The organism is Nocardia suismassiliense, assembly GCF_900269665.1.
GTDB classification, from domain to species: domain Bacteria; phylum Actinomycetota; class Actinomycetes; order Mycobacteriales; family Mycobacteriaceae; genus Nocardia; species Nocardia suismassiliense.
Genome location: NZ_LT985361.1, coordinates 2286429 through 2309140 on the forward strand (window position 1 = coordinate 2286429; position 22712 = coordinate 2309140).

The 22712-nt window shown below is 68.4% G+C and carries 18 protein-coding genes; 15 read left to right on the plus strand and 3 right to left on the minus strand.

Going from position 1 to position 22712, the window contains the following annotated elements; translation table 11 throughout:
- Window positions 1–20 precede the first annotated feature (20 nt).
- From ndk to proB, 6 genes are all read left to right on the plus strand, one after another.
- Window positions 21–437 (plus strand): nucleoside-diphosphate kinase, encoded by a 417-nt coding sequence (ndk, locus tag DBO33_RS10160; RefSeq protein ID WP_107654803.1) that lies wholly within the window; start codon window positions 21–23, stop codon window positions 435–437.
- 429 nt (window positions 438–866) lie between these two features.
- A complete protein-coding gene (locus tag DBO33_RS10165) occupies window positions 867–4013 on the plus strand; it encodes a translation initiation factor IF-2 N-terminal domain-containing protein (protein ID WP_107654804.1) in 3147 nt (1048 codons plus the stop codon).
- 343 nt (window positions 4014–4356) lie between these two features.
- Window positions 4357–4668: a 50S ribosomal protein L21 gene (gene rplU / locus DBO33_RS10170; protein ID WP_040732804.1), complete on the plus strand. Its 312-nt coding sequence runs from the start codon at window positions 4357–4359 to the stop codon at window positions 4666–4668.
- 22 nt (window positions 4669–4690) lie between these two features.
- On the plus strand, window positions 4691–4957 hold the full coding sequence (gene rpmA, locus DBO33_RS10175) for a 50S ribosomal protein L27 (protein WP_040732806.1): 267 nt from the start codon (window positions 4691–4693) through the stop codon (window positions 4955–4957).
- A 116-nt stretch (window positions 4958–5073) separates the two neighbouring features.
- Window positions 5074–6528 (plus strand): GTPase ObgE, encoded by a 1455-nt coding sequence (obgE, locus tag DBO33_RS10180; protein ID WP_107654805.1) that lies wholly within the window; start codon window positions 5074–5076, stop codon window positions 6526–6528.
- A gap of 94 nt (window positions 6529–6622) precedes the next feature.
- Window positions 6623–7759 (plus strand): glutamate 5-kinase, encoded by a 1137-nt coding sequence (gene proB, locus DBO33_RS10185; protein WP_107654806.1) that lies wholly within the window; start codon window positions 6623–6625, stop codon window positions 7757–7759.
- Window positions 7760–8513: 754 nt separating this feature from the next.
- Here proB and DBO33_RS42665 read toward each other — a convergent pair.
- From DBO33_RS42665 to DBO33_RS10210, 3 genes are all read right to left on the minus strand, one after another.
- Window positions 8514–9755, minus strand: coding sequence for a hypothetical protein (locus DBO33_RS42665; protein WP_159080192.1), 1242 nt, complete (start codon window positions 9753–9755; stop codon window positions 8514–8516).
- A complete protein-coding gene (locus tag DBO33_RS10205; RefSeq protein WP_107654808.1) occupies window positions 9752–10126 on the minus strand; it encodes a hypothetical protein in 375 nt (124 codons plus the stop codon). The genes DBO33_RS42665 and DBO33_RS10205 overlap by 4 nt, the downstream gene beginning before the upstream one ends.
- 92 nt (window positions 10127–10218) lie before the next feature.
- Complete coding sequence (locus tag DBO33_RS10210) at window positions 10219–10923, minus strand: ESX secretion-associated protein EspG (RefSeq protein WP_107660135.1); 705 nt, start codon at window positions 10921–10923, stop codon at window positions 10219–10221.
- Window positions 10924–11138: 215 nt separating this feature from the next.
- Between DBO33_RS10210 and DBO33_RS10215 the strand changes: the two genes are divergently transcribed.
- From DBO33_RS10215 to DBO33_RS10255, 9 genes are all read left to right on the plus strand, one after another.
- Complete coding sequence (locus tag DBO33_RS10215) at window positions 11139–13838, plus strand: phosphoenolpyruvate synthase (RefSeq protein WP_234390765.1); 2700 nt, start codon at window positions 11139–11141, stop codon at window positions 13836–13838.
- Window positions 13828–17337, plus strand: a complete 3510-nt coding sequence (locus DBO33_RS10220) for an AMP-binding protein (protein WP_107660137.1) — start codon at window positions 13828–13830, stop codon at window positions 17335–17337. Before DBO33_RS10215 ends, DBO33_RS10220 begins: the two co-directional genes overlap by 11 nt.
- Window positions 17334–17597 carry an acyl carrier protein gene (locus DBO33_RS10225; protein WP_107654809.1) on the plus strand — a complete coding sequence of 88 codons (264 nt, stop codon included), beginning with the start codon at window positions 17334–17336 and terminating at the stop codon, window positions 17595–17597. The genes DBO33_RS10220 and DBO33_RS10225 overlap by 4 nt, the downstream gene beginning before the upstream one ends.
- A gap of 70 nt (window positions 17598–17667) precedes the next feature.
- Window positions 17668–18759, plus strand: coding sequence for an SDR family oxidoreductase (locus DBO33_RS10230; RefSeq protein WP_107654810.1), 1092 nt, complete (start codon window positions 17668–17670; stop codon window positions 18757–18759).
- A complete protein-coding gene (locus tag DBO33_RS10235) occupies window positions 18756–19676 on the plus strand; it encodes a nucleoside-diphosphate kinase (protein ID WP_107654811.1) in 921 nt (306 codons plus the stop codon). The genes DBO33_RS10230 and DBO33_RS10235 overlap by 4 nt, the downstream gene beginning before the upstream one ends.
- A gap of 17 nt (window positions 19677–19693) precedes the next feature.
- On the plus strand, window positions 19694–20665 hold the full coding sequence (locus DBO33_RS10240) for a ScbA/BarX family gamma-butyrolactone biosynthesis protein (protein WP_234390766.1): 972 nt from the start codon (window positions 19694–19696) through the stop codon (window positions 20663–20665).
- Window positions 20665–21273, plus strand: a complete 609-nt coding sequence (locus tag DBO33_RS10245; RefSeq protein WP_107654812.1) for a nitroreductase family protein — start codon at window positions 20665–20667, stop codon at window positions 21271–21273. Before DBO33_RS10240 ends, DBO33_RS10245 begins: the two co-directional genes overlap by 1 nt.
- Window positions 21273–22175, plus strand: a complete 903-nt coding sequence (locus DBO33_RS10250; protein WP_107654813.1) for a UbiA prenyltransferase family protein — start codon at window positions 21273–21275, stop codon at window positions 22173–22175. The genes DBO33_RS10245 and DBO33_RS10250 overlap by 1 nt, the downstream gene beginning before the upstream one ends.
- Window positions 22176–22322: 147 nt before the next feature.
- Complete coding sequence (locus DBO33_RS10255) at window positions 22323–22694, plus strand: hypothetical protein (RefSeq protein WP_159080193.1); 372 nt, start codon at window positions 22323–22325, stop codon at window positions 22692–22694.
- The last annotated feature ends 18 nt before the right edge of the window (window positions 22695–22712 follow it).

Genomic DNA, 22712 nt, shown 5'->3' on the forward strand with positions numbered 1-22712 from the left:
TGCCGGTTAGAGTGTGCGCCGTGACTGAGCAGACGTTGGTACTCATCAAGCCGGACGGTGTGGCCCGTGGCCTCGTCGGCGAGGTGCTGGTACGAATCGAGCGCAAGGGCCTGAAGATCGCGGCCCTCGAGCTGAAGCATGTGTCCGAGGACCTGGCCAAGGGCCACTACGCCGAGCACGCCGAGAAGCCGTTCTTCGGCTCCCTGATCGAATTCATCACCTCCGGCCCGGTTGTCGCGGCCATCCTGGAGGGGCCGCGCGCGATCGCGGCGTTCCGGCAGCTTGCCGGCGGCACCGATCCGGTCGAAAAGGCGGTGCCCGGCAGCATTCGCGGAGACTTCGCCCTGGAGACGCAAGAGAACCTGGTACACGGGTCCGATTCGCCCGAATCGGCCAAGCGTGAGATTGCTCTGTGGTTCCCGGAGTTCCCGGCCTGAAAATAGTTTGCGAGTTGGACTCGGTCGTGCGCCGCGGTGAGCCCGCGGCGCTCGGTATGGGATACTGACATCGGCTGCTTTTGATGCCGACTGTTCGCGCAGGTACGTGGACTATCGGGGCCATCGCAGCCGGATGACACACCGCGGTTCGATGCCGATCATCGCTGCCACGGACAAAAGGCCCGGTCGCTGGGCTTGCTGTTCGCGTCGGCACGCTGGATGAGCGCTCACAACCGCGGAGTTCAGCCAACAGCCAGGCGCCGCGTGACCAGTTAGCCCAAACCGACGAACAACATGGTGATAACCGGACATGCGGGGCGAGACCAGATGACCTTGCGCTGAGCGGCGTGAGGCGAACGGACAGTGCCCCCGCGTCGGCCGCTTCACTCCTTACCGGGAGGGACGCGCCCGGGGGTCCGAGGAGACTTCGTGGCCGAAAAAGAGCCATTGGAAACAACACCACAGGATGCCGAACAATTGCCGGAGCGAATCCGAGTTCACGCACTCGCCAAGCTGCTGGGGGTAACGAGTAAGCGCATCCTGGCCAAGCTCACCGAGTTGGGGTCCGACGCGCGCAGCGCGCAATCGAATGTCGACCGGGCTATCGCGGAATCCGTCCGCGACGCGCTCGGCCCGCCGGAAGGTGACGCTCCGGCGGCGCAGGCGGCCGAGACTCCGGTCGCCAAGCAGGCCGCGACGCCGGTCGAACCCCAGCCCGAGACCGCGGCCGAGCGACCGGCCGAGACTCCGGAAGAGCCGGCCCCCGCGCCCAGCAGGGGCCACGGCGGACTGGTCTTTTCCGCACCCGAACCGCTGATCGGCCACTCCGGGTCGGAGAACCCGAACGAGGTCGCGCACCAGCCGTCGGTGCAGCTTTTCACGCACCCGGTCCGGGAAGAGCCGCACGTCGCGGCGCCGGTGGTCTTCGAGTCCGCCGCCGTCGTGCAGGCGCCGCTGTTCCTGCCGCCGGATGCCGCGGCCGCCGAGCAGACCCGCCGTAAGCGCCGCACCGAGCGCGATGTGCGCCGCGAAGAGCCGGTGGTCGAGCCGCAGCCCGAGGAAGAGCCCGAGGCGGTCGAGGACGACCAGGAGTCGGCCGACCAGAGCGATGCCGACGGTCAGCCGCGTCGCAGGCGCCGGGGCCGTCGTGGCCGTGGTCGCGGTCGTGGCGAGCAGCACAGCGACGCCGACGACGAGAACGACTCGGACGACACCGAGGACGAGCAGAACGGCGACACCACCGCCGACACCACGGACTCGACCGACGCCGCCGAGGACAACACCGACTCCGACGACGACGAGAACGAGCCGGAGGGCGCGAGCCGTCGCCGCCGTCGTCGCCGCCGTCGCAAGGTGGCCGGCGAGCCCGCCGAGGCCGAGGCCGCCGTCGCCACCGAGGACGACCCGCCGAACACCGTCGTGCACGAGCGCGAGCCGCGGAACAAGAGCCGCAGCCGCGCCAGCACGGTCGATGAGGTGCAGGGCATCACCGGCTCCACCCGGCTCGAGGCCAAACGGCAGCGCAGGCGTGACGGCCGCGAGGCCGGTCGGCGTCGCCCGCCGATCCTGACCGAGTCGGAGTTCCTGGCCCGTCGCGAAGCGGTGGACCGGGTGATGGTGGTGCGCGAGAAGGCGTTCCCGGATCACCCGACCGCCACCCAGGTCGCCGTGCTCGAGGACAACATCCTGGTCGAGCATTTCGTCACCAGCACCGGATCCGCGTCGATGGTCGGCAACGTCTACCTCGGCAAGGTGCAGAACGTGCTGCCCAGCATGGAGGCGGCGTTCGTCGACATCGGCCGCGGCCGCAACGGCGTGCTCTACGCGGGCGAGGTGAACTGGGAGGCCGCCGGTCTCGGCGGTAAAGAGCGCAAGATCGAACAGGCGCTCAAGCCAGGCGAACTGGTGCTGGTCCAGGTCTCCAAGGACCCGGTCGGGCACAAGGGCGCCCGGCTGACCACCCAGATCAGCCTGGCCGGACGTTTCCTGGTGTACGTGCCCGGCGGCACCTCCACCGGCATCAGCCGCAAGCTGCCCGACACCGAACGCAAGCGCCTCAAGGAGATCCTGCGCGACATCGTGCCCAACGACGCCGGTGTGATCATCCGCACCGCGTCCGAGGGTGTCGCCGAGGACGAGCTGGCCCGCGACGTGGAACGGCTGCAGGCCACCTGGCGCACCATCGAGAAGGCCGCCGAAGGCAAGAACGACGGTCAGCCCAAGACGCTGTACGAAGAGCCCGACCTGCTGGTCAAGGTCATCCGCGACCTGTTCAACGAGGACTTCTCCAAGCTCGTCATCGAGGGTGACCGGGCCTGGAGCACGGTCGAGAAGTACATCGGCACCGTCGCACCGGAGATGCTCGCCCGGGTCTCCCGGCACGACAACAACAACGTCGATGTGTTCGAGGCCTACCGGATCGACGAACAGCTGGCCAAGGCGCTCGATCGCAAGGTGTGGCTGCCCTCGGGCGGCACCCTGGTGATCGACCGCACCGAGGCGATGACGGTGGTCGACGTGAACACCGGCAAGTTCACCGGTTCCGGCGGCAGCAACCTGGAAGAGACGGTCACTCGCAACAACCTGGAGGCGGCCGAGGAGATCGTGCGCCAGATGCGGTTGCGCGATATCGGCGGCATGATCGTGGTCGACTTCATCGACATGGTGCTCGAGTCGAACCGTGACCTGGTGCTGCGCAGGCTGACCGAGGCGCTGGGTCGCGACCGCACCCGCCATCAGGTGTCCGAGGTGACCTCGCTCGGCTTGGTGCAGATGACCCGTAAGAAGCTGGGCACCGGGCTGGTCGAGGCCTTCTCGACCACCTGTGAGCACTGCCATGGGCGCGGCATCCTGGTGCACGCCTACCCGGTGGAGCCGTCCTCCGGCGACGACGGTGCCGCACGCGGGACCCGGGAAACCGGATCGCGCCGGCGTCGTGGTCGCGACAAGAGTGCGGCACCCGCTGCGCCGGTCGCCGTGAGCAACGGCACCGCGCCGGTCGAGTCCGAGGAGGACATCGCCGTCAAGCGGGCGCACCCGGTTGCCTTGGCGATGGCCGCGCACCACGGTGACGAGGACGAGTCGGAGGTGACCGGCCACCAGTCGGACGTCACCGAGGACGAGTCGGCCGATATCGAGCCGCTCGAGACCGAGGTCGTCACCGAAGCCGCGGTGGCTGTGCCCGCCGATGACGTGGACGCCGAACCGGCCGAGGTGGTCGAGGTCGTCGAAACCGTCACGGAGACGGTGCCGGTCGCCGAGACACCGGTCGCCGAAACGCCTGCACCGGTCGTCGAAGAACGCGCGGAATCGGCGGCACCGGCTGCTGAGGATCGTGCGGTAACCAACGGTGCGCCGGCTCCGGCCGCTCGCACCGGACGTCGACGCAGAGTCGCCCGTTCGGCCGCCGCGCCCGCCGCGGACAGCAGCGGTGCGGTGTTCGTGCTGCCGACCGCGGACCAGGCTCCGGCCCCCGCTGTCGACTTCACCGCCTCGGCTCCGGTCGAGGTGCCGCAGCGACGGCCACGGCGCCGTGCTGTGGGCCGTCCGGCAGGCCCGCCGCCTGCGGAGTCGTAGCAGCTGCGCTGACAGCTTCGACGCGGCCGGTCGCACCCTGGTGGTGCGGTCGGCCGCTTCGTCGGGTGGTGGCCACGGACGGGGCGTTTACGGCCGCACCGGAGGTGTCCGCCGCAGTGCCGGAAGGCCCCGAAACCCCACTGGCAAAGGGTTGCTCGCAGGCTGCCGACAGGCGGATTGTGTCGTTGAAGGGGTGCTCTGGTAACCTTGGTCGGTCGCTGCCTGGCGATGGGCGTTATACCACGCCCCGCGCAGCAAGCCAGCCAAGAACACATCTCGCGTCGCGCACTTGTGTCGCGAGAAGAAACATGACTGTACTTATTCGAGTGGAGGAAGCCGACCGATGGCAACGTACGCGATCGTCAAGACCGGCGGAAAGCAGTACAAGGTCGCGGTCGGTGACCTGGTGAAGGTCGAGAAGATCGAGGGTAAGCCGGGTACTTCCGTCGCCCTGGATCCGGTTCTCGTCGTTGACGGGGCCGACCTGACCACCGACGCCGCGAAGCTGGCCAAGGTCTCCGTGGCCGCAGAGGTCGTCGAGCAGACCAAGGGCCCGAAGATCCGCATCCACAAGTTCAAGAACAAGACCGGCTACCACAAGCGTCAGGGTCACCGTCAGCCGCTGACGGTCATCAAGGTCACCGGCATCAAGTAAGACATCCCGAGGAGATTCAGCTATGGCACACAAGAAGGGTGCGTCCAGCTCCCGGAACGGTCGCGATTCCAACGCCCAGCGCCTCGGCGTCAAGCGGTTCGGCGGCCAGAAGGTCAACGCAGGCGAGATCCTGGTGCGTCAGCGCGGAACCCACTTCCACCCCGGCGTGAACGTCGGCCGTGGCGGTGACGACACCCTGTTCGCCCTCGCGGCGGGCGCGGTCGAGTTCGGCACCAAGCGCGGACGCAAGACCGTCAACATCGTCGTCCCGGAGCCGGTGGAGGCTTAGGCCTTACCTCTCCAGACAACAGCCGAGCGGGTCAGGGTCGCAACCCTGGCCCGTTTTCGCGTTTCACCAGACGTACCTCTGCGATCGACCAGTCCTGAAGGAGGATGATTCGGCATATGTCCAAGTTCATCGACCGTGTCGTACTGCATGTGCGGGCCGGCAAAGGCGGACACGGGTGTGCTTCGGTACTTCGAGAGAAGTTCATGCCACTCGGCGGACCCAACGGCGGTAACGGTGGCCACGGCGGGGATGTGATCCTCGAGGTCGACCCCAACGTGCACACCCTGCTCGACTTCCACTTCCACCCGCACGCCAAGGCGGGCAACGGCAAGCCGGGCGAGGGCAGCAACCGCGACGGCAAGCAGGGCGTCGACCTGCTGCTCAAGGTGCCTGACGGCACCATGGTGCTCGACGGCGACGGCAAGGTCCTGATGGACCTGGTCGGCGCGGGCAACCGCTTCATCGCCGCCCGCGGCGGCCGCGGTGGACTCGGCAATGCCGCACTCGCCTCGAAGGCGCGCAAGGCCCCCGGCTTCGCGCTGCTCGGCGAGGACGGCGAAGAGTGCGATCTGGTGCTCGAGCTCAAGTCCGTCGCCGATGTCGGCCTGGTCGGCTTCCCGTCCGCGGGTAAGTCCTCGCTGGTGTCGGTGCTGTCGGCGGCCAAGCCGAAGATCGCGGACTACCCGTTCACCACCCTGGTGCCCAACCTCGGCGTGGTGCTCAGCGGCGACACCACTTTCACCGTCGCCGACGTTCCCGGCCTGATCCCGGGTGCCAGCGAAGGGCGCGGCCTCGGCCTCGACTTCCTACGGCACCTGGAACGCTGCGCGGTGCTCGCGCACGTGGTCGACTGCGCCACCCTCGAGCCGGGCCGGGACCCGGTCTCCGATGTGGACGCGCTGGAAGCCGAACTGGCCGCCTACAAGCCCGCGCTGAGCGCCGACGCCGACCTCGGCGATCTGGCCGATCGGCCGCGTGTGGTGATCCTGAACAAGATCGACGTGCCGGACGCCGCCGAGCTGGCCGAAATGGTCACCCCCGAATTCACCGCACGCGGCTGGCCGGTCTTCGAGATCTCGGCTGTGAGCCGAGAAGGCTTGCGCCCCTTGACCTTCGCGCTCGCTGACCTGGTTCTCCAGTATCGCGCGGCGCATCCGAAGGCCGCGCCCGCACGTCCGGTGATCCGGCCGATCGCGGTCAACGAGTCCGGCTTCAGCGTGATCGCGGATCCGCAGGAACCGGGCGGCTTCATCGTGCGCGGCGCACAGCCGGAACGCTGGGTCAAGCAGACCCAATTCGACAACGACGAGGCCGTCGGCTACCTCGCGGATCGCCTGGCCCGCCTCGGCGTGGAAGACGAGCTGGTCAAGCAGGGTGCCGAGCCTGGTGCTCCGGTGACGATCGGCAATGTGACCTTCGAATGGGAGCCGCAGATCACCGCGGGCATCGAAAGAGTGCCCACCGGCCGCGGCACCGACATTCGGCTGGAACAGGACGACCGGATCAGCGCCGCCGAGCGCAAGCACGCCTCGCGCGTGCGCCGCGGGTTGGTGCAGGACGACGAGGAGTAGCCGTGCCCGCGTTTCGATGCGTCGTTGAGCGGGAGCTTGTAGTGGTGGGTTCGGTGTCGGCGAGTGTTGTTGTTGCGCAGGGAGTTCGAGGGCGATGACGGTGAGTTCGGGTGCTGCGGCGGCGGATTCGGGGTTGAGTGAGGCCAGGCTGGCGATCGCTTCGGCGCGCCGGGTGGTGGTGAAGATCGGTTCGTCGGCGCTCACCAGTTTGGCAGGTGGGCTGGATACCGAACGGCTCGATCGGCTCGCCGATGCGGTGGAGGCGCGGATGCGCGCGGGGTCCGATGTGGTGGTGGTGTCCTCGGGCGCCATCGGAGCGGGTATCGCGCCGCTCGGATTGACCACGCGCCCACGTGATCTCGCGACGAAGCAGGCCGCGGCGAGTGTCGGGCAGCTGGCGCTGGCGCATGCGTGGGGGACCTCGTTCGCACGCTATGGCCGCACTGTCGGCCAAGTCTTGTTGAGCGCGGACGATTTCGCGCGCCGCGAGCATCACCGCAACGCGCAGCGCACCCTGGACCGCTTGCGTTCGCTCGGCGCGGTCGCCGTGGTGAACGAAAACGACACTGTCGCAACGGAAGAGATCCGTTTCGGCGACAACGACCGGCTGGCCGCGCTGGTCGCCCACCTCGTCGGCGCCGACGCACTGGTGCTGCTCTCCGATGTCGAGGGCCTCTACGACGGTGATCCGCGCAAGGGTGCCGCCAGTTTCATCCCCGAGGTGCGCAGCAGCGCCGACCTGGACGGTGTGATCGCAGGCAGCGGCGGCGCACTCGGCACCGGCGGCATGGCCTCCAAGCTGTCCGCAGCCCGCCTCGCCGCCGACGCGGGCGTGCCTGTGCTCTTGGCCGCCGCCACCGCAGCCGGCGAGGCTTTGACCAGCGGCAAGGTCGGCACCGCATTCGCCGCCCGCCCAGTTCGCCTGTCCGCCCGCAAGTTCTGGGTCCGCCACGCCGCCGACAGCCGCGGCGCCCTGCTCATCGACGAAGGCGCGGCCCACGCGGTAGCAGCCCGCCGCTCCCTCCTCGCCGCAGGCATCACCGGCTTACGCGGCCGCTTCTACGGCGGCGACGTCGTAGACCTCGTCGCCCCCGACAACCACGTCGTAGCCCGCGGCGTAGTCGCCTACGACAGCACCGAACTGTCCACCATGCTCGGCCACTCCACCGCCGAACTCCCGGACACCATGCAGCGCCCGGTAATCCACGCCGACGACCTCGTCAAGGTCTGACGCAAGGCACCCCGCCAGACCGACCACCAGTCCCCGCCGCCGCTCAACCCCTCTGCGGCTGAGCGCTCACCGCCCTGACCAACCCTGCGTCAGGCAAAGCGGTGGTCGCCGCTGGCCAACACCGCGGCGGGCGTACGGTGGTCGCGGATGGCCAAGCCTGCGTCAGGCGTGCGGTGGTCGCCGCTAAGCAACACAGCCTGCGCGCACTCGCCGACTCCGCGGGCCGAGATCCGCACCGTCTCTCGGGATCTGCACCCACTGCGGGGTGCATAGCTGGTGCGGGTCCTGAGAGATGGTGCGGCAGTTGCCAGTTGCGGTGCGTGGTTGATGAACGGGCTGTGATGCTCTCGTCGGCTGACGTCACCTCGGGCCTGTCGGCCCAGATGTTCGCACTGTTTCTCGGGGTCTGCACTCGCTGCGGGTGCGATAGCTGGTGCGTTTCCCGAGAAATGGTGCGGCAGTTGCCAGTTGTAGTGCCTGCTCATTGTCAACGGGACATGATGGCGCTCCCACTCGCACTTCTCCGCCACTATGTCCCCCTCGTCGACCGGGTACGCGCCGAGCGGGACATGGTGGCGCTCCCACCCGGACTTCTCTGCCGACATGTCCCCTTGTCGACCGGCTGCGCGCAGAGCCGGGACATTGTGGCGGGGTTTGCGCCACCGTATCCCGCCCGTAGACCGGCTGCGTGCCGAGCGGGAGATGGTGGCGGGGTTTGCGCCACCATGTCCCGTTGGTCATAAAACCAGGCTGGTTACTTCTGGGAGGGGACCACGCCGGGCTGGTTGGTGGTGGAAGGGGGTTGTGGCTGTTCGTCTTCCGAGGGGATGGGGCCGGTGACACCTGGTTGGCCACCTGGATCCGGGAGCGGCACGGGGGGTTGGGCCGGGTCTGGGATCTGTTGTTGGGGTGGTGGCGAGGGGAGGGGTGGCGGTGCTTGCTCGGTCGGCGGAGCCGGTGGTGGCGGGGGTGGGGCCTGTTGCGTCGGGGGAGGCTCCGGTGGGGGTGCCTGTTGAGTTGACGGGGCAGGCGCCGGTTGCGTGGAGGGTGGTGCCTCGGTGGTCGGCGGGGGCGCTTGCTGAGTGGTCGGTGGCGCGGGTTGCGTCGACGGTGGTGCTTGCTGAGTCGGCGGTGCCTCAGTGGTCGGCGGTGGCGTCGGCTGGGCCGACGGCGGAGCCTGCGTTGTCGGCGGTGGCGTCGGCTGGGCCGACGGCGGAGCCTGCGTTGTCGGCGGTGGCGTCGGCGTCGGGTCGGGCACTGGGCGCGGTGGTGTCGTAGTGCTCGGCGGCGCTTGCGATTCCGGCACCGAGGGTGCCGGTGCCGACGGGCGACCGTTCGGCTGCTGCCCGTCGGGGCGCTGCCCGTCCGGCTGATCCTGCTGTGGCGGTACGTATTCCGGCTGGATCGGCACCGTCCGCCGCTGCTGCGGCATGGTGGGCGCGGGTGCTACTTCCGCGGGCAACTGCGGGGGCGGCGGGAGCGCGGGAACGGCTTTGCCTGCCAGTCCGTAGGCCGGTTTGTACACCATGTTCATGGCCAGCACGGCTTCTTGGCGCAGCGCCTCCTCGGCCATCTTCGCGTCGATGACGTGCGCCGCCTCGAGTAGTCGGGCCACCGCGCCGATGGGTCCGGAGGAGCCGGGCGGGGCGACCGCGATCTTGACCGCCTCGGCCGCGGCGGCGACACCGCCCAGCCGGGCACCCACCTGACCCATGACGGCGGCCAGTTCGTCGGCCGAGGCGGCGAAGCTGCGGATGCTGGCGTACGCGGCGTCGGCGGCGGCACCCTTCCACTCCATCGAGTTCATCACGCGGTCCACGCTGCCGCGGGTGAGCGGGAAGGAGGTGCTGACGGTGCCCGCCGCCTCCAGCCAAGCGACCGAGGCGCGCAGTATCTCGGCGGCGTCGATCTGCTGGGTCTTGGCGTAGATCTCTTCGTGCCGCATCGACTCGAAGTGCTCCATCGAGCTGATGTAGTCGGGATCGGTGCCGGTCATCGCGGGATCCTCGAGGCGACGGCGCGCAGGGCGGCGGCGTTGGCGGCGTCGGCTTCTTCCAGTAACCCACCGCTGATGAGAAACGCCTCTTTCATCCGGTAGGCCGCCTCGATGTAGTGATCTAGCAACGTGGCGGCATCCCGCGCTTTGTGATTGAACCCAGCCTGTAATTGCTGCGCCGACACGAATCCGCCGAATCCGCCCAGCTCCGAGGCGGTTTCGAGGCGTTGTTGCAGATGAATGAGCCGTTCGGCCTGCTGGTCGTACATCTCGGCGCAGCGCCGGGCCGCCGCCGGATCGAATTGGACGGTGCCTGCCTGGGCCGCTTGCTTGAACCGGACGATATCGGCTCGGCTGGTCTCGATCGTCATCGCACACCCCTGAGATGGTCGGTCCGACTCAGACTAGCCCGTAGCCCTGCTCGCGGGCACCAGTGGTTATCCGTCGGCATCGGCAAACAGGGTCAGGCTCCGATGCGCTTCTGCAGTTGCGCGCCGATCTGTTCGGCCGAGGCGGGAGTGATGTGGACTTCCTTACCGGCCCGCAGGAGATACCGTCCGTCACCCTTGACGTCGAACCAGGTGTAGTGAATCGGCGGCGGCGGAGCGGGCCGATCCAGACCGGGTTCGATCCGGATATGCCCTTCGGCGCTGTGCGGTTTCAGCAGCAGCTTGCGGATGCGCGGCGCGGTCGGCTGCTGCGCGACCACCACTTCCTCGTCGCGGACGGCGTCGGTCGGCGCCACCCGGGCCGGTTCCTTGCCGGGCGGTGCGGCGGGCAGCAGTCCGGCGATCCGGTTGCCCAGCTTGCCGCTGTGCCCGATCGAGAGTCGAACACGCCCGCCGAAATCGGGGGACGAGCCGGGTTCCTGCACGGCGAGCACGGCCCGGTCGAAGATCGCCGCGGCGAGCAGCCGGATCTCGCTGCCCGGCGTGTGCGTGCCGCCGATCGCCACGATTCTGGTGTGCGGTGCCGCCAGGATGCGCAGGCAGGCGCTCAGGTCGGGGTCCGCGCCGAGCGGCAGCCGTTCCTCCAGCGTCGCGCGCAGCTTGTCGGCCTCGTCCTCGGTGCGCGGCGTTTCCAGGATGCGCAGCGGATACGGGTGCCGATCCAGGTCGGTTTCGCGCCAGAGGTGGGCGAACTCGTCCGGAGTGAAGGTCCAACTCACCGCCCGAATCACATCCTCACCGAACCCACCGAAACTGCTTTGTAGCTTAACGGTCGTCGCGCGACTCGGCGGTCGCCGCACCGAGCACCTAGGATTGTGGGCTAACACTGGGGTGAATTCTCGGATATATCCATACAACCCCTTAGTTGTGCTCTGCCCGAACGAGCCGGTGCGTGGTGCCTCGGCGTAACGATCAGGGGTGATGGGAGCATGCCGTGCAGGTGCTTGGACCATGGACCGATATCGCGACGATCGCCGCCGTCGGTGGCGGTAAAGCGCGGGGTCTGCACCGTCTGGGGGAGTGCGGTTTTCGCGTTCCGGACTGGACCGTGCTGGGCACCGACGTCTTCGCGCGGTTCACCGCCGAAGCCGATCTCGCACGGAGAGTGACCGAGGTCACACTTCTCGAAGACCTGGATGCGGCGCTCGCCGCCGGTGCCGCGATACGGGCCGACATCACCGCGACACCGCTGCCGAACGAGCTCCGCGAGCTGATCGCCGAGGCCTACGGACAACTCGGCGACGGCCCGATCGCGGTCCGGTCGTCGGTGGTCGCCGAGGACGGGCCGGAGCACTCGTACGCGGGCCAGTTCGACTCCTTTCTGAACGTCAACGGGGTCGACGCGGTGCTCGACCGGGTGCGCGACTGCTGGGCGTCGGCCTTCTCGGAGCGGTCGCTGCGCTACGCCTTCGCCAACAAGCAGCCACGAGCAGGCGCGGTCGCCGTGGTGCTGCAACGCTTGGTCGCAGCGCGGGCCAGCGGCGTGCTGTTCACCGCCAATCCGATCAGCGGTGCGCGCGACGAACTGGTCATCAGCGCCGTCTACGGGCTCGGTGAGGGCCTGGTCTCGGGTGCGGTGGACGCCGACTCCGTGGTGGTCGACAAATCCTCCGGCACGGTGCTGGAAACCGTGCTGGGGGACAAGGACCGTTCCTACGTGGCCGAGGGCGAGCAGGGTTACGCGATCAGCGCGGTCGACGCGGGACAACGCGAGCTGCCCGTCCTGACGGACGCCGAGCTCACCGAGATCACCGAGCTGGGCCGCAAGCTGGAGGTCGAGTTCGGCGCCCCGCAGGACGTGGAGTGGGCGATCGACGACGAAGGACTCTGGTTCCTCCAGTCGCGCCCGATCACCACGGTGCTCGGTGCCGCTCCCGGCGCGATCATCCGTGGCGCCGGCGAGGTGGTGCCCGACGGCGAGCAGCGAATATGGGACAACTCCAACATCATCGAGAGCTTCAACGGCCTCACCTCGCCGCTGACCTTCACCACCGCCGCCGACATCTACGGCCGCGTGTACCACGGTTACGCGAAATCCCTCCGCGTCCCCGGCGCGCAGCTGCGGCAGACCGAGCGGTGGACGCCGGTGCTGCTCGGCTACTTTCACGGTCGCGTCTACTACAACCTGCTGCACTGGTATCGGATGGTCGGCATCGCGCCGGGATACCCACTGAACCGCAAGGTGCTGGAGGCTGCCCTCGGGGTGGCCGAACCGCTGCCCGACGACATCGCGAAAACGTTGCGCCCGTTCACCTTCGGGAACCCATTGAGTCGACTCCGCTCGCGCTCGGTGACCACCCTGACCTATCTGCGGCGGCTGTTCGGCATCGACGCCATCGTCGAGCAGTTCATGACCGACTTCTACCGCGTCTACGACGAGTACGAAGCCATCGACTACACCGCGCTGTCCGGCGCCGAAGCCTATGCGGCGTACCGGAAGGTGGACCGCGACCTGGTCGAACGCTGGGGCCCGCTGATGGTGCTCGACGCGATCCTGCTGACCTGCACCGGGTTGATGTTCCTGCTCACCAAGCTGCTGCTGCCGAAGGCGCCGGAGTGGTTCCTGTACGCGGTGGTCGGCCCCGGCGCCGACGTCGAGTCCGCCGAACCCGCCCGCGCGATGAAGGCGCTGGCCGACGTGGCCCGCGCCGACCCAGACCTGACCGCACTGGTGAATTCGACTGCGCCGGAACAGATCTACCCGGCCCTGGCGAACCATCCGGACTTCCGCACCGAGGTCGACTCCTACATCGACCGCTACGGCTACCGCAGCCTGGACGAACTCAAACTGGAAACACCTGACCTGCGTGAAGATCCGGCGAGCCTGTTCATCATGCTGCGCAGCGCCCTGCCGGACGCACCGCTCGGCCATCGCGACGAGGCCGAGGAATATCTCGACGCGCATCTGCACGGTATCCGGCGCAAGATCTATGAACGCTTGCGCGGCAAGGTTTCCCGCTGTGCCGCGCATCGTGAGCGGCTGCGGTTCTGCCGGACCAGGGCCTTCGGCATGGTCAAGCGGATGATCCGGGTGATGGGCCGCGACCTGGCCGAGCGCGGCGTCATCGACGAGTTCTCCGACGTGTTCTACCTGACCGTGCAGGAGCTGCGCGGCTGCTACGAGCAGGCCGATACCACGGACCTGCGTGACCTCGTCGGCGCGCGAAAGGCGCAGCGCGCCAAGGACGCCGGACTGGTCGCTCCCGCCAGATTCGTCACCACCGGATCGACCTTCAGCCGGGCTGAACTGGCAACCCAGGGCTGGGTGCCGATCACCGATACCCCGGCCGCCGAAGCCGGGACTGTCCTCGCGGGCACACCGTCGGCCTCCGGGATCGTCGAGGGGACCGCCGTCGTGGTGGACGAGCCACGCGACGTCGCGGGTGGCATCCTGGTGGCATATCGGACCGATCCCGGCTGGGTGGCCGCACTGCCCTCGGCGTCGGCGCTGGTCATCGAGCGCGGCAGCCCGCTCACCCATGTCGCGATCGTGGCGCGGGAACTCGGGGTGCCGACGGTGGTCCAGGTCAAGGACGTCACCACCAAGGTGCGGACCGGCGCGCGGATCCGGGTCGATGGCACGAACGGGACCGTGACGGTGCTGGCCGAAGGAGATGTCCGCGATGAATCCTGACAAAGACGTTGCGGCCGTCCGCGATTGGCTAGCCACACCGGCCGAGGCGGCCGGGATCTACCTGGCCGACGAGGCCGACGGCTGGCAATATCGAAGCTACGCAGAACTGGCCGATCTCACCTGGTCGATCGCCGCGGTGATGCGGCAGCACGGGATGGGTAGTGGCGACGGCGCCTGCGTCATCATGCCGACCGGATTCCCGTGCGTCGCCGCGTTCTACGCGGTCTGGGCGTGCGGCGGGGTGTTCACGCCGGTCGCGCCGCCGATGTTCGGCGACCTCGACCAGATCATCGCGCACATCGCCGCCATTCTGACGCAGGCGAAACCCCGGTTGGTGGTCACCTCGACGGAGTTCGAGCAGCTGGTGCGGCAGGCGGCGACGGCGGCCGGGCGTACCGACGAACCCGTGGTGATCGACGCGGCCACGCTGCGCGCCCCCGAGGAGCGTGTGTTCGGCGAGCCCGACGAGTGCGCGCTGCTGCAATTCACCTCGGGTTCCACCGCCGCCCCGCGTGGCGTGCGGGTGAGCTGGCACAACCTGGCGAACAATATCGCGATGATCTCCGCCCTGGTCGAGTGGCGCAGCGGCGAGGCGATGGTGTCCTGGCTGCCGCTCTACCACGACATGGGTTTGGTCGGCGCGTTCCTCACCACCGTCACCAACCAGGGCGATCTGTACCTGATGCGCCCGGACCAGTTCGTGCGCGACCCCGCGCGCTGGCTGCGCGCGATGGCGCACGCCCAGCACTCGCCGTCGCCGTCGTTCGCGCTCGGCTATGTGGCGCACCGGGTTTCGCCGGAGGAGATCGCCGATCTCGACCTGTCCGGTTGGCGCACACTGGCCGTCGGTTCGGAGCCCGTCGAGGTGGCCGACCTCCAGTCGTTCGCGAATCTCACCGGGCCACGCGGCTTTTCGATGAGCGCCTACACCCTGGCCTACGGGTTGGCGGAGTCGACGCTGATGGTGACCTCCTCGGCGCGGCACCGCCCGATCACCGCCCTGCGCATCGACACCCCGACGCTGCGTTTCGGCGAACCCATCACCATCCTCGACCGGGAACTGCTCGACGACACCCATCGGGTGGACGGCGCGGGCTGGATCACCGGCCTCGGTTACTCGACCCCGGAGTCGACCGTCACGGTGGTCGACGAGGACGGTCGCAAGCTGCCCGACGGCACGCTCGGCGAGATGGTGGTGGTCGGCGATTCGGTGGCGCTGGGCTACTCCGACGAGTCCGAAGGCGCGTCCACCAGGATCATCGGCGGTGCGCTGTATACGGGTGACGCCGGATTCCTGCACCGCGGTGAGGTATTCGTGCTCGGCCGGATGGGGTCGAGCCTGAAGGTGCGCGGGCGCTCGGTGTTCATGGAGGACATCGAGTCCCGCGTGGCTCAGGAAACCGGAATCACCAAGGGCAAGTTGGCCGCCGTCGCGATCACCGAACCCGGCGATCAAGGGATCGCGCTGTTCGCGGAGGCCAAGGCCGGCGACTGGATCGCCGAGGCGCGCAGGATCATTCGCAGCGAGCTGGGGCCTGCGCAGACTGTCGTCATCGTCACCGGGCCGCGCGGCATCATCCGGCGCACGTCGAGTGGTAAGCCGCGCAGGCGTCATATGTGGGAGCAGTTCCGCGACGGATCGCTGACGGACGCCGTGGTGCACGAGCCGGCGGACGCCCGCAACTCCGACGCCGGTGGTTTCGACGGCGGCGCGGCTCCTCGGCCCGGCGAAAACCTGGAGCAAGCCGCGACCGACCTCCCCGAGCCAACCCTGGCGGCCGAGCGGGTCCGCCAGTTGCTCGACCGAGCGCTGGAAATTGTTGCGGTGCCAGAGGATTCGACCATCTTGTTCGAGGGTTCGCTCGCCGAAGGATTCGGGAACGCGGGATCCGATGTGGACTTCCTGGTGCTCGCGCCCGGCGCCGAGGAGTTGCCCACGTTGCCGACGGTCCTGTTCATCGACGGCCGTCGCGTCGAGGTGCGCACGCGCTCGCAAGCGCAGCTGCGCCGACAGCTCGACCAGGTGGTGAAGGCCGCCACCGTGGCCGAGCTCGACGAGGATCTGCTCAACAGGTGTCAGCGGTTCCTGCGGGCGACGGTGATTCGTCCGGGCAGCCCCGACGTCGACGAATTGCGTGCGCTGTTGCCGCACTCCACGTTCATGACCCTGATCGCGGACTGGTGGACCGCGCGCGCCGTGCAGGCCCTGCGCTACGCCGTCGCGCTGCGCACGCTGAAGGCGCGCGACGAGGCGATCGACTGGGCTCGCGACGGCTTGCTCCAGGCCATGAAGGGGTGGGCCGCCCGCAGGGGCGAGAGCTACCTGGAGACCAAATGGCTGCCGCAGCAACTGGATCGGATCGGCAGTGCCGAACTCGTCGACCGCTACCGCGATCTCAGCGATCCGGGCGCATGGGCGGGTGACGATACGCAGGGGAACTACGGCGACACACCGCAGGGCGTGCTCGGCGACGCGACAGCGCGAGCGTTGTCCGAACAGGCCACCTGGAATCAGGTGCTCGAACTCGCCGCCGAACTCGGTGTCGAGGGCGTCGCCGATGATCCCGACCAGATCGTGTTCGCCAGGGTGCCCGGCGTCACCACCTGGACCATCGGCGCGCGCGTACACGTAGTCCGCGGCGACAGTGAGGTTTTCGCGCTCTCGGACAACGGTGCCCGTGCCTGGCGTTCGGTGGTGTTCCGCCATTCGCTCGCCGCGGTTCTCGCTCGCGCACCGCACGACGACACCGCTGAACTGGCCGAGTTCGTCCGGCTCGGCTTCGTCGGCTTGCAGTGGCGCCGCGGCGAACTGCTCACGCCCGCACTGGCCATGTGTAAGCCGGTGCGGCCGTACACGCCCGTGCCGTCCGCGCTGGCACCGGCACTCGGGGTGAACGGCGCCGCGCGCGAGGACGCCATCGTGACCCTTTCACCGCTGCCCGCCCGCCGGTTCACCGAGTGCGCACTGAATTTGGTGTGGTCGAACATCGTCCTGGAGAACGCTCGCGAGGATCTTGCGGGTGCCGTCAAGAATGGGCAAGGCGCCGTCGCCGACATCGCCGCGCATCGGATGATCGCCATGGGAGTGCGAGTGATGTTGTCCGCCTTCGGCATTCACCCATTGCCAGCAGACGTCGCCCCGTCGGCGACCCTGCGCCGGCTCGTGCCGACCAACGCCGCGTCGCGTGACGAACTGCTCGCGCGGCTGGAATCGGCTCGGCAGGTGCGGTTCTCGGCACCCGGCGACCCCGTGGCCGGCCTCGCGGTCCTCGACGATTTCGTCACGCTGGTCCGCTCCATCGCCGCGGACCCGGCCGCGACGGGGTTCCCGGCCTCGTTCGACTCGCGGGAACAGTGGCGGCGCACCCTGGCCATCGGCTACGACTGGCTGCGTATCGCAGGCTATCTCGACACCGACCTGCCGCTCGACGAGGCCCGCGACCTGCTGGCCTCCGGCGGGCAGCAACCCCACCTGCGCGAAGAGACGGTGCGGTCATGACCGCCGATGCGGCGGTGGCCGAACGGGTGCGCAAGCTGGTGTACGCCATGGCACCCGACCCGCAGGGTCCGGCCGAGGACAGTCAACGGCTCATCGAGGACCTGGGTTTCGACTCACTGCGCTTGATGGAACTGACCGTGGTGCTGGAGCGGTCGTTCGGCCTGCCGCGCTACAAGCCGGAACAACTCGTCGGTGTGCGCCGGGTCGGCGAGGTCATCGGCCTGGTCGCTACCGCGCTGGCCGCAGAGGATCAATCATGAGCGCGCGAAGGAACCAGCGGCACGGCGCACTCTCGCGCATGACCACCCCGAGCGTCGGCGAGGCAGCGGTATGAGCGGGCGCGACACCGTATTGGTCACCGGCGCAACAGGCCTCGTCGGTGCGGAGGTGGTGGCCCGGCTGGCCGCCGCGAGCCGACCGGTCGCGGCTGTGCTGCACAGCAATTCGTGCATCGTCCGTAACGACGGCACCGTGCTCGGCGCGGGTAGCCCGGTCGCGGGCGACATCCGCAGCCCCGGATTCGGGCTGTCCAAACGCGATTCAGCAGATCTGTGCGAACGCGTCGGCATGATCGTGCACTGCGCCGCCACTACGGCGTTCGATGCCACCGCACAGGACTACGACGAACTCAATGTCCAGGGCACGGCCAACGCGATCGCACTCGCCCAGGCCTGGGATGTCCCGCTGGTGCACGTCAGCACGGCCTACGTGTGCGGACGGCGCGGCGGCACCATCGCCGAGGACGAACTCGACGCGGGCCCGTCCTTCGGAAACGGCTACGAGCAGAGCAAGTTCCGCGCCGAGCAGCTGGTGCGTGCGGCGGGCGAGCAAGGCCTGCGCTGGGCGATCGTGCGGCCCGGCATCGTGACCGGCGCGAGCGGCACCGGCGTGATCCGCGAGTACAAGAACCTCTACACCGTGGTCAAGCTCATGGTCGAGGGCAAACTGCGCTCGCTGCCCGGCCGGTACGACGCGACGCTCGCGCTCGCGCCGGTGGACCACGTCGCCGAGGTGATCGCCGCGGCCGTACTGGATTTCGACTCGGCGACCGGCCGCACCTTTCACGCGCTCGGCCGGGACACGCTGTCGCTGCGCGAGGTATCCGACGTGTTCGCCGAATACCCGTCGTTCGAGGTCGCGACCTTCGTGCCCGCGACGACCTTCCACGAAGACGATCTCGGCGCCATCGAGCGCGAGTACTACCGGCGCATCGGCTCGCTGTACACCAGTTACTTCGAGCGTCGGCTGGCCTTCGGCACGTCGAACGCCGAGGTGCTGCTCGGCAGATCGTCGCCGTCGACCGGAAAGGAGTATCTGCGGGTGCTGCTGGACTACTGCCTGGAATCCGGATACCTCGGCGTGCCGCTGCCGTCGATCGAAGAAGTGCTGGCGGGCAACGACTTCGGCGGAGCGGACCGGTGACGGCCCCGCTGGGTGAGCTGCTCGCCGCGCTGACGCCGCAGCGGGAAAAGGTGGCGGCCTATGTCGGCGACACTTATGTGCAGGAGACCGTGGACCAGCTCGACCGCCTCGGTGTCGATGCCGCGAAGTTCGCCACGGCACACTCGATGCTGCTGTTGAAGCCGGACGCCATTGTCGCCCGAGCCGTCGAGCCGACACTGAAGTGGCTGGCGGACAATGACTTCCGAGTCGTCTCTGCCTTCCGGGTCGCGGTCGACCGGCATTTCGCTCGCGCGCTGTGGTATTTCGCCTGGAACATCGCCTCACCCGAACGCCGACGCCTGGCCGACCTGCTCGTCGGCATCTCCGACGTGCTGGTGCTCGTCGTGCGCGGCGCGGACGCGGAACTGCCGGTCCCCGTGCGCCTCACGGCGGCCAAGGGCCCGACCGACCCGCGTAAACGTCAGCCGGGCGAACTGCGCCATCTGCTCGGCCGGCACAGCTACCTGTTGAATCTGGTGCATTCGCCCGACGATCCCGCCGATGTGCTGCGGGAGCTCGCCATCTACCTGGACGAGCAGCGCCGGGCGGCGGTGATCGCGGAGGCGGGGGCGGGTATCGACCGCTCGGCCGAGGCCCTCGCGATCGCGAACGACCTCTACGCGTGGACACCCGCTCGCAGCTTCGACCGTGCGGTCGCGGTGGAGCGGATTCTGCGTGACCTCGAAGCGGCTGGTGCCCCGGTCGCACACGGATTCGACGTCGAGGCCGACCCGGACTGCGCGCAACTGCTGTATGCCGCGTGGGCCGACGGCCGGGAACTCGATCCGTGGTCGGTAATCGTGCTCGGGTCCTATGTACTCCCGATGCGGGTCGGCACGCAGCCGCAAACGCTGCGCCCGGTATCCGCGAAAGATTGGCTGGAGGAACAACCGTGACGGCAAACGTGGAAACGGTGAAGACAGCGACTCATCTACGCACGATCTCGCGCGAGCTGGCGCACCGGTGCGCCGTGTCCGAGGTGTTCGTCACCTCGCTCGACACCGTGGCCGAGGACGAGTTCGTGGTCGGCGCCCAATTACCGAGGATGCACGCCTATTACAGCGACCACCTCGGATCGCTGGCGCTGCGGCACGACCCGCTGCTGGTGATGGAGGCCGCCAGGCAGGCGGCGATCGCGCTGACTCACGAGTTCTACGGCGTCCCTGCCGATATGGCGTTCATCGTGCGCACCTTCAACGGCACCGGCGCCGACACCCCGGCGTGGGAAATCGGTACCGCACCAGCCGATCTCGTGATGCGGGTGCGGGTGCCGCGCCGGCACCTGCGGGGTGAGCGGGTGCAGGGTCTGGACATGGTGCTCGAAATCGATTGCGGCGCGGAGCCGATGATGACCGTCGACGGTTCGTTCTCCTGGATGACGTCGCGACAGTGGACCTCGCTTCGTGCGGCCTTCCGGAAAAGCCTTGGTCTCGGTGCTTATCTGGGTGCCTCAGCGCTGGCCGATCGCGCGGTCGCGGCCGAGGTCGGGCGGGAGAACTGGCGCAATGTCGTGATCGCCGCACCAGAGGTGTCGGGCACCACCGCCCGCGCGACGCTGGTGCCCGATCTCGGCCATCCGTTTCTGTTCGACCACCAACTCGATCATGCGCCGGGGAGTCTTTTGATCGAGGCGTGCAGGCAGACCGCGCTGGCCATGGTGCTGCACCGGGCACCCCGATTGCAGTGCGTCGGCAGCGCTTTCGAGCGATTCGTAGAGCTGGACCGTCCGGCGGAATGCGTTGCGGAGATCACCGGACAGCAGGCCGACCGCACGGTGATCCACTGTGAGATCCGGCAGTGCGATGCGGTCGCGGCCGAGGTCGATCTCGAATTCGCCGACGACGAACTGGGTTTCGACGCCGAACTGCCTGCGGCCGAGCGCTGATGAGCACCGAACTACTCACCACGACCCGCTCGTTTCGCCGTCGCCTCGATCTCACCCGGCCGGTCGAGCGTCGAGATCTGCTGGAGTGCCTGGATATCGCGATCCAGGCACCGAGTGGCAGCAATCGGCAGCCATGGCGTTTCCTCGTCGTGCAGGACCCGGAAACCAAGCAGCAGATTGCGGAGTACTACCGAAAAGGCTTCGCGGCCAACCTGTCCGGACGCACACCGCGACCGGATCAACTCGGCGATCTCGCCTCCGGACGGTACCTGGCGGAGCATCTGTCCGAGGTGCCCGCGTTGGTGCTCGTCTGCTCCCTCGGCAGGCTGCCGGAGTCCGCGCCGCCACTGCGCTCGGCGAGCTTCTACGGCTCGATCTATCCCGCGGTGTGGAACTTCATGCTCGCGCTGCGTGAGCGCGGGCTCGGATCCTGCCTGACGACGGCGCATCTGGCCTACGAACGCGAGGTCGCCGACCTGCTGGGTATCCCGTTCGACGAGGTGACCCAGGTGGCCATGGTCCCGGTCGCGCACCTGCTGCCCGGTAGTGACGGGCCGGGGCGGCGCACACCGGCGGCCGAGGTGACCAGGTGGGATCGGTGGCAGTGATGAACCCACTGGCGTCCGCCGCGCGGATCGCCCGGTTCACCGCGGTGATGTACAAGCCGCACTATCTGCTGTACGGCGTGCTGTGGGTGCTGGCACTCGAAGGTACGGCTTCGCTTGTGACACAGCCGGAATCAACCTGGCGACCGACCGGGGCCACGCTGGTCCGGATAGTGGTCGTCGCGTTCGTGCTGCTGTATCTGCGCATGGTCGATGAGCAGAAGGACCTCGAATACGACCGCGTGCACAACCCGGGCCGCCCGCTGGTGACCGGCGCGGTGAGTGCGGTCGAACTTCGAGTGGCGATGGGGCTCATCGCTCTCGGAGCCGTCGCGGGCAGTCTGGCGCTGTCGGTGGGTTCGGCCGTAATGATCGCTGTCGCAATGGCTTACGGGCTGATCCTGTGGGGACTGGAGTGGCTGTTTGCGAGAGTGCGCACCAACATCATGGTGAATCTGTTCGTCACCTATCCCGTGCAGCTACTCGTCACCGGCTACGTGGTGGTCTCGGCAATCGACACCGGTGAGGTGCGCGCACAGTGGCAGGCCGCGGCGGTCGCCGGTGTGTTCGCCGGTGCCTTCCTGCAGTTCGAGTTCGCCAGGAAGACCTCGCGGGAACGCCGCCCCGAAGAGCTGCTGTACTCGAATGCCCTGGGCGCCAAGGGAAGCACCGCGGCGTCGCTGCTCTGTGCGGTCGCGGCGGTGCTGTGCGATATCGCTCTCATCCGCCCGTGGCAATACTCGTCGCTGCTCGCCTGGCTCCCCGTCCCGCTGCTGCTGATACCGGCCTTCGGCGCACTGAAGTTCCTGCGTGGTGACCGCGCCGACTATCCGCCGCTGCCCGCCGTCGTCTTCATCCTCGCGCTCTACCTCACCCTGATCGGCCAGGCCCTGACCTTGCCTTGATGCGGGAAACGGTGGCCGAGGTGACCGTCGTGTCCCGCGCGAATGCGCCTCGGGTCTGGTGGAATAGCGCCGGGGGACGCTTCACGCTGATGCGGCGACCGGGCCGGTACCGGGACGATTGTGCACACTCGTGAGGAAGGGATCTATGTGAGCGAGCGTAAGCGAGGCCGAGTCGTACGAACCCTGTTACGTCGAACCATCGGGGTCGGCTGCCTACTCGTGCTCACCTGCGGCCTGGTGATCGGCAATGCGAACGCCGCGGCCGCCGACCCTGGCGCCTGCTTCATCGATCGAGGGGTGACCGATGCCATCGCCCGCTGCCACGAGGGGTACGGATCCTCCGTGTTGCAGGTCGAATGCCTCGGTATCAGTGCCGCTTCGAGCCCGGACGGCCCGGCCTTCGGTCCCTACTCCGGCACCGATTCCGAGCCGTCCGCGGTCGGTCGGCCGATGCGCGCCTCCTGCGTGACGAGCAGCGCACTCGGCATCACCACCCGCGCTTTCGTTTCGGATACCTAGAACTTCGGTCGATGGACC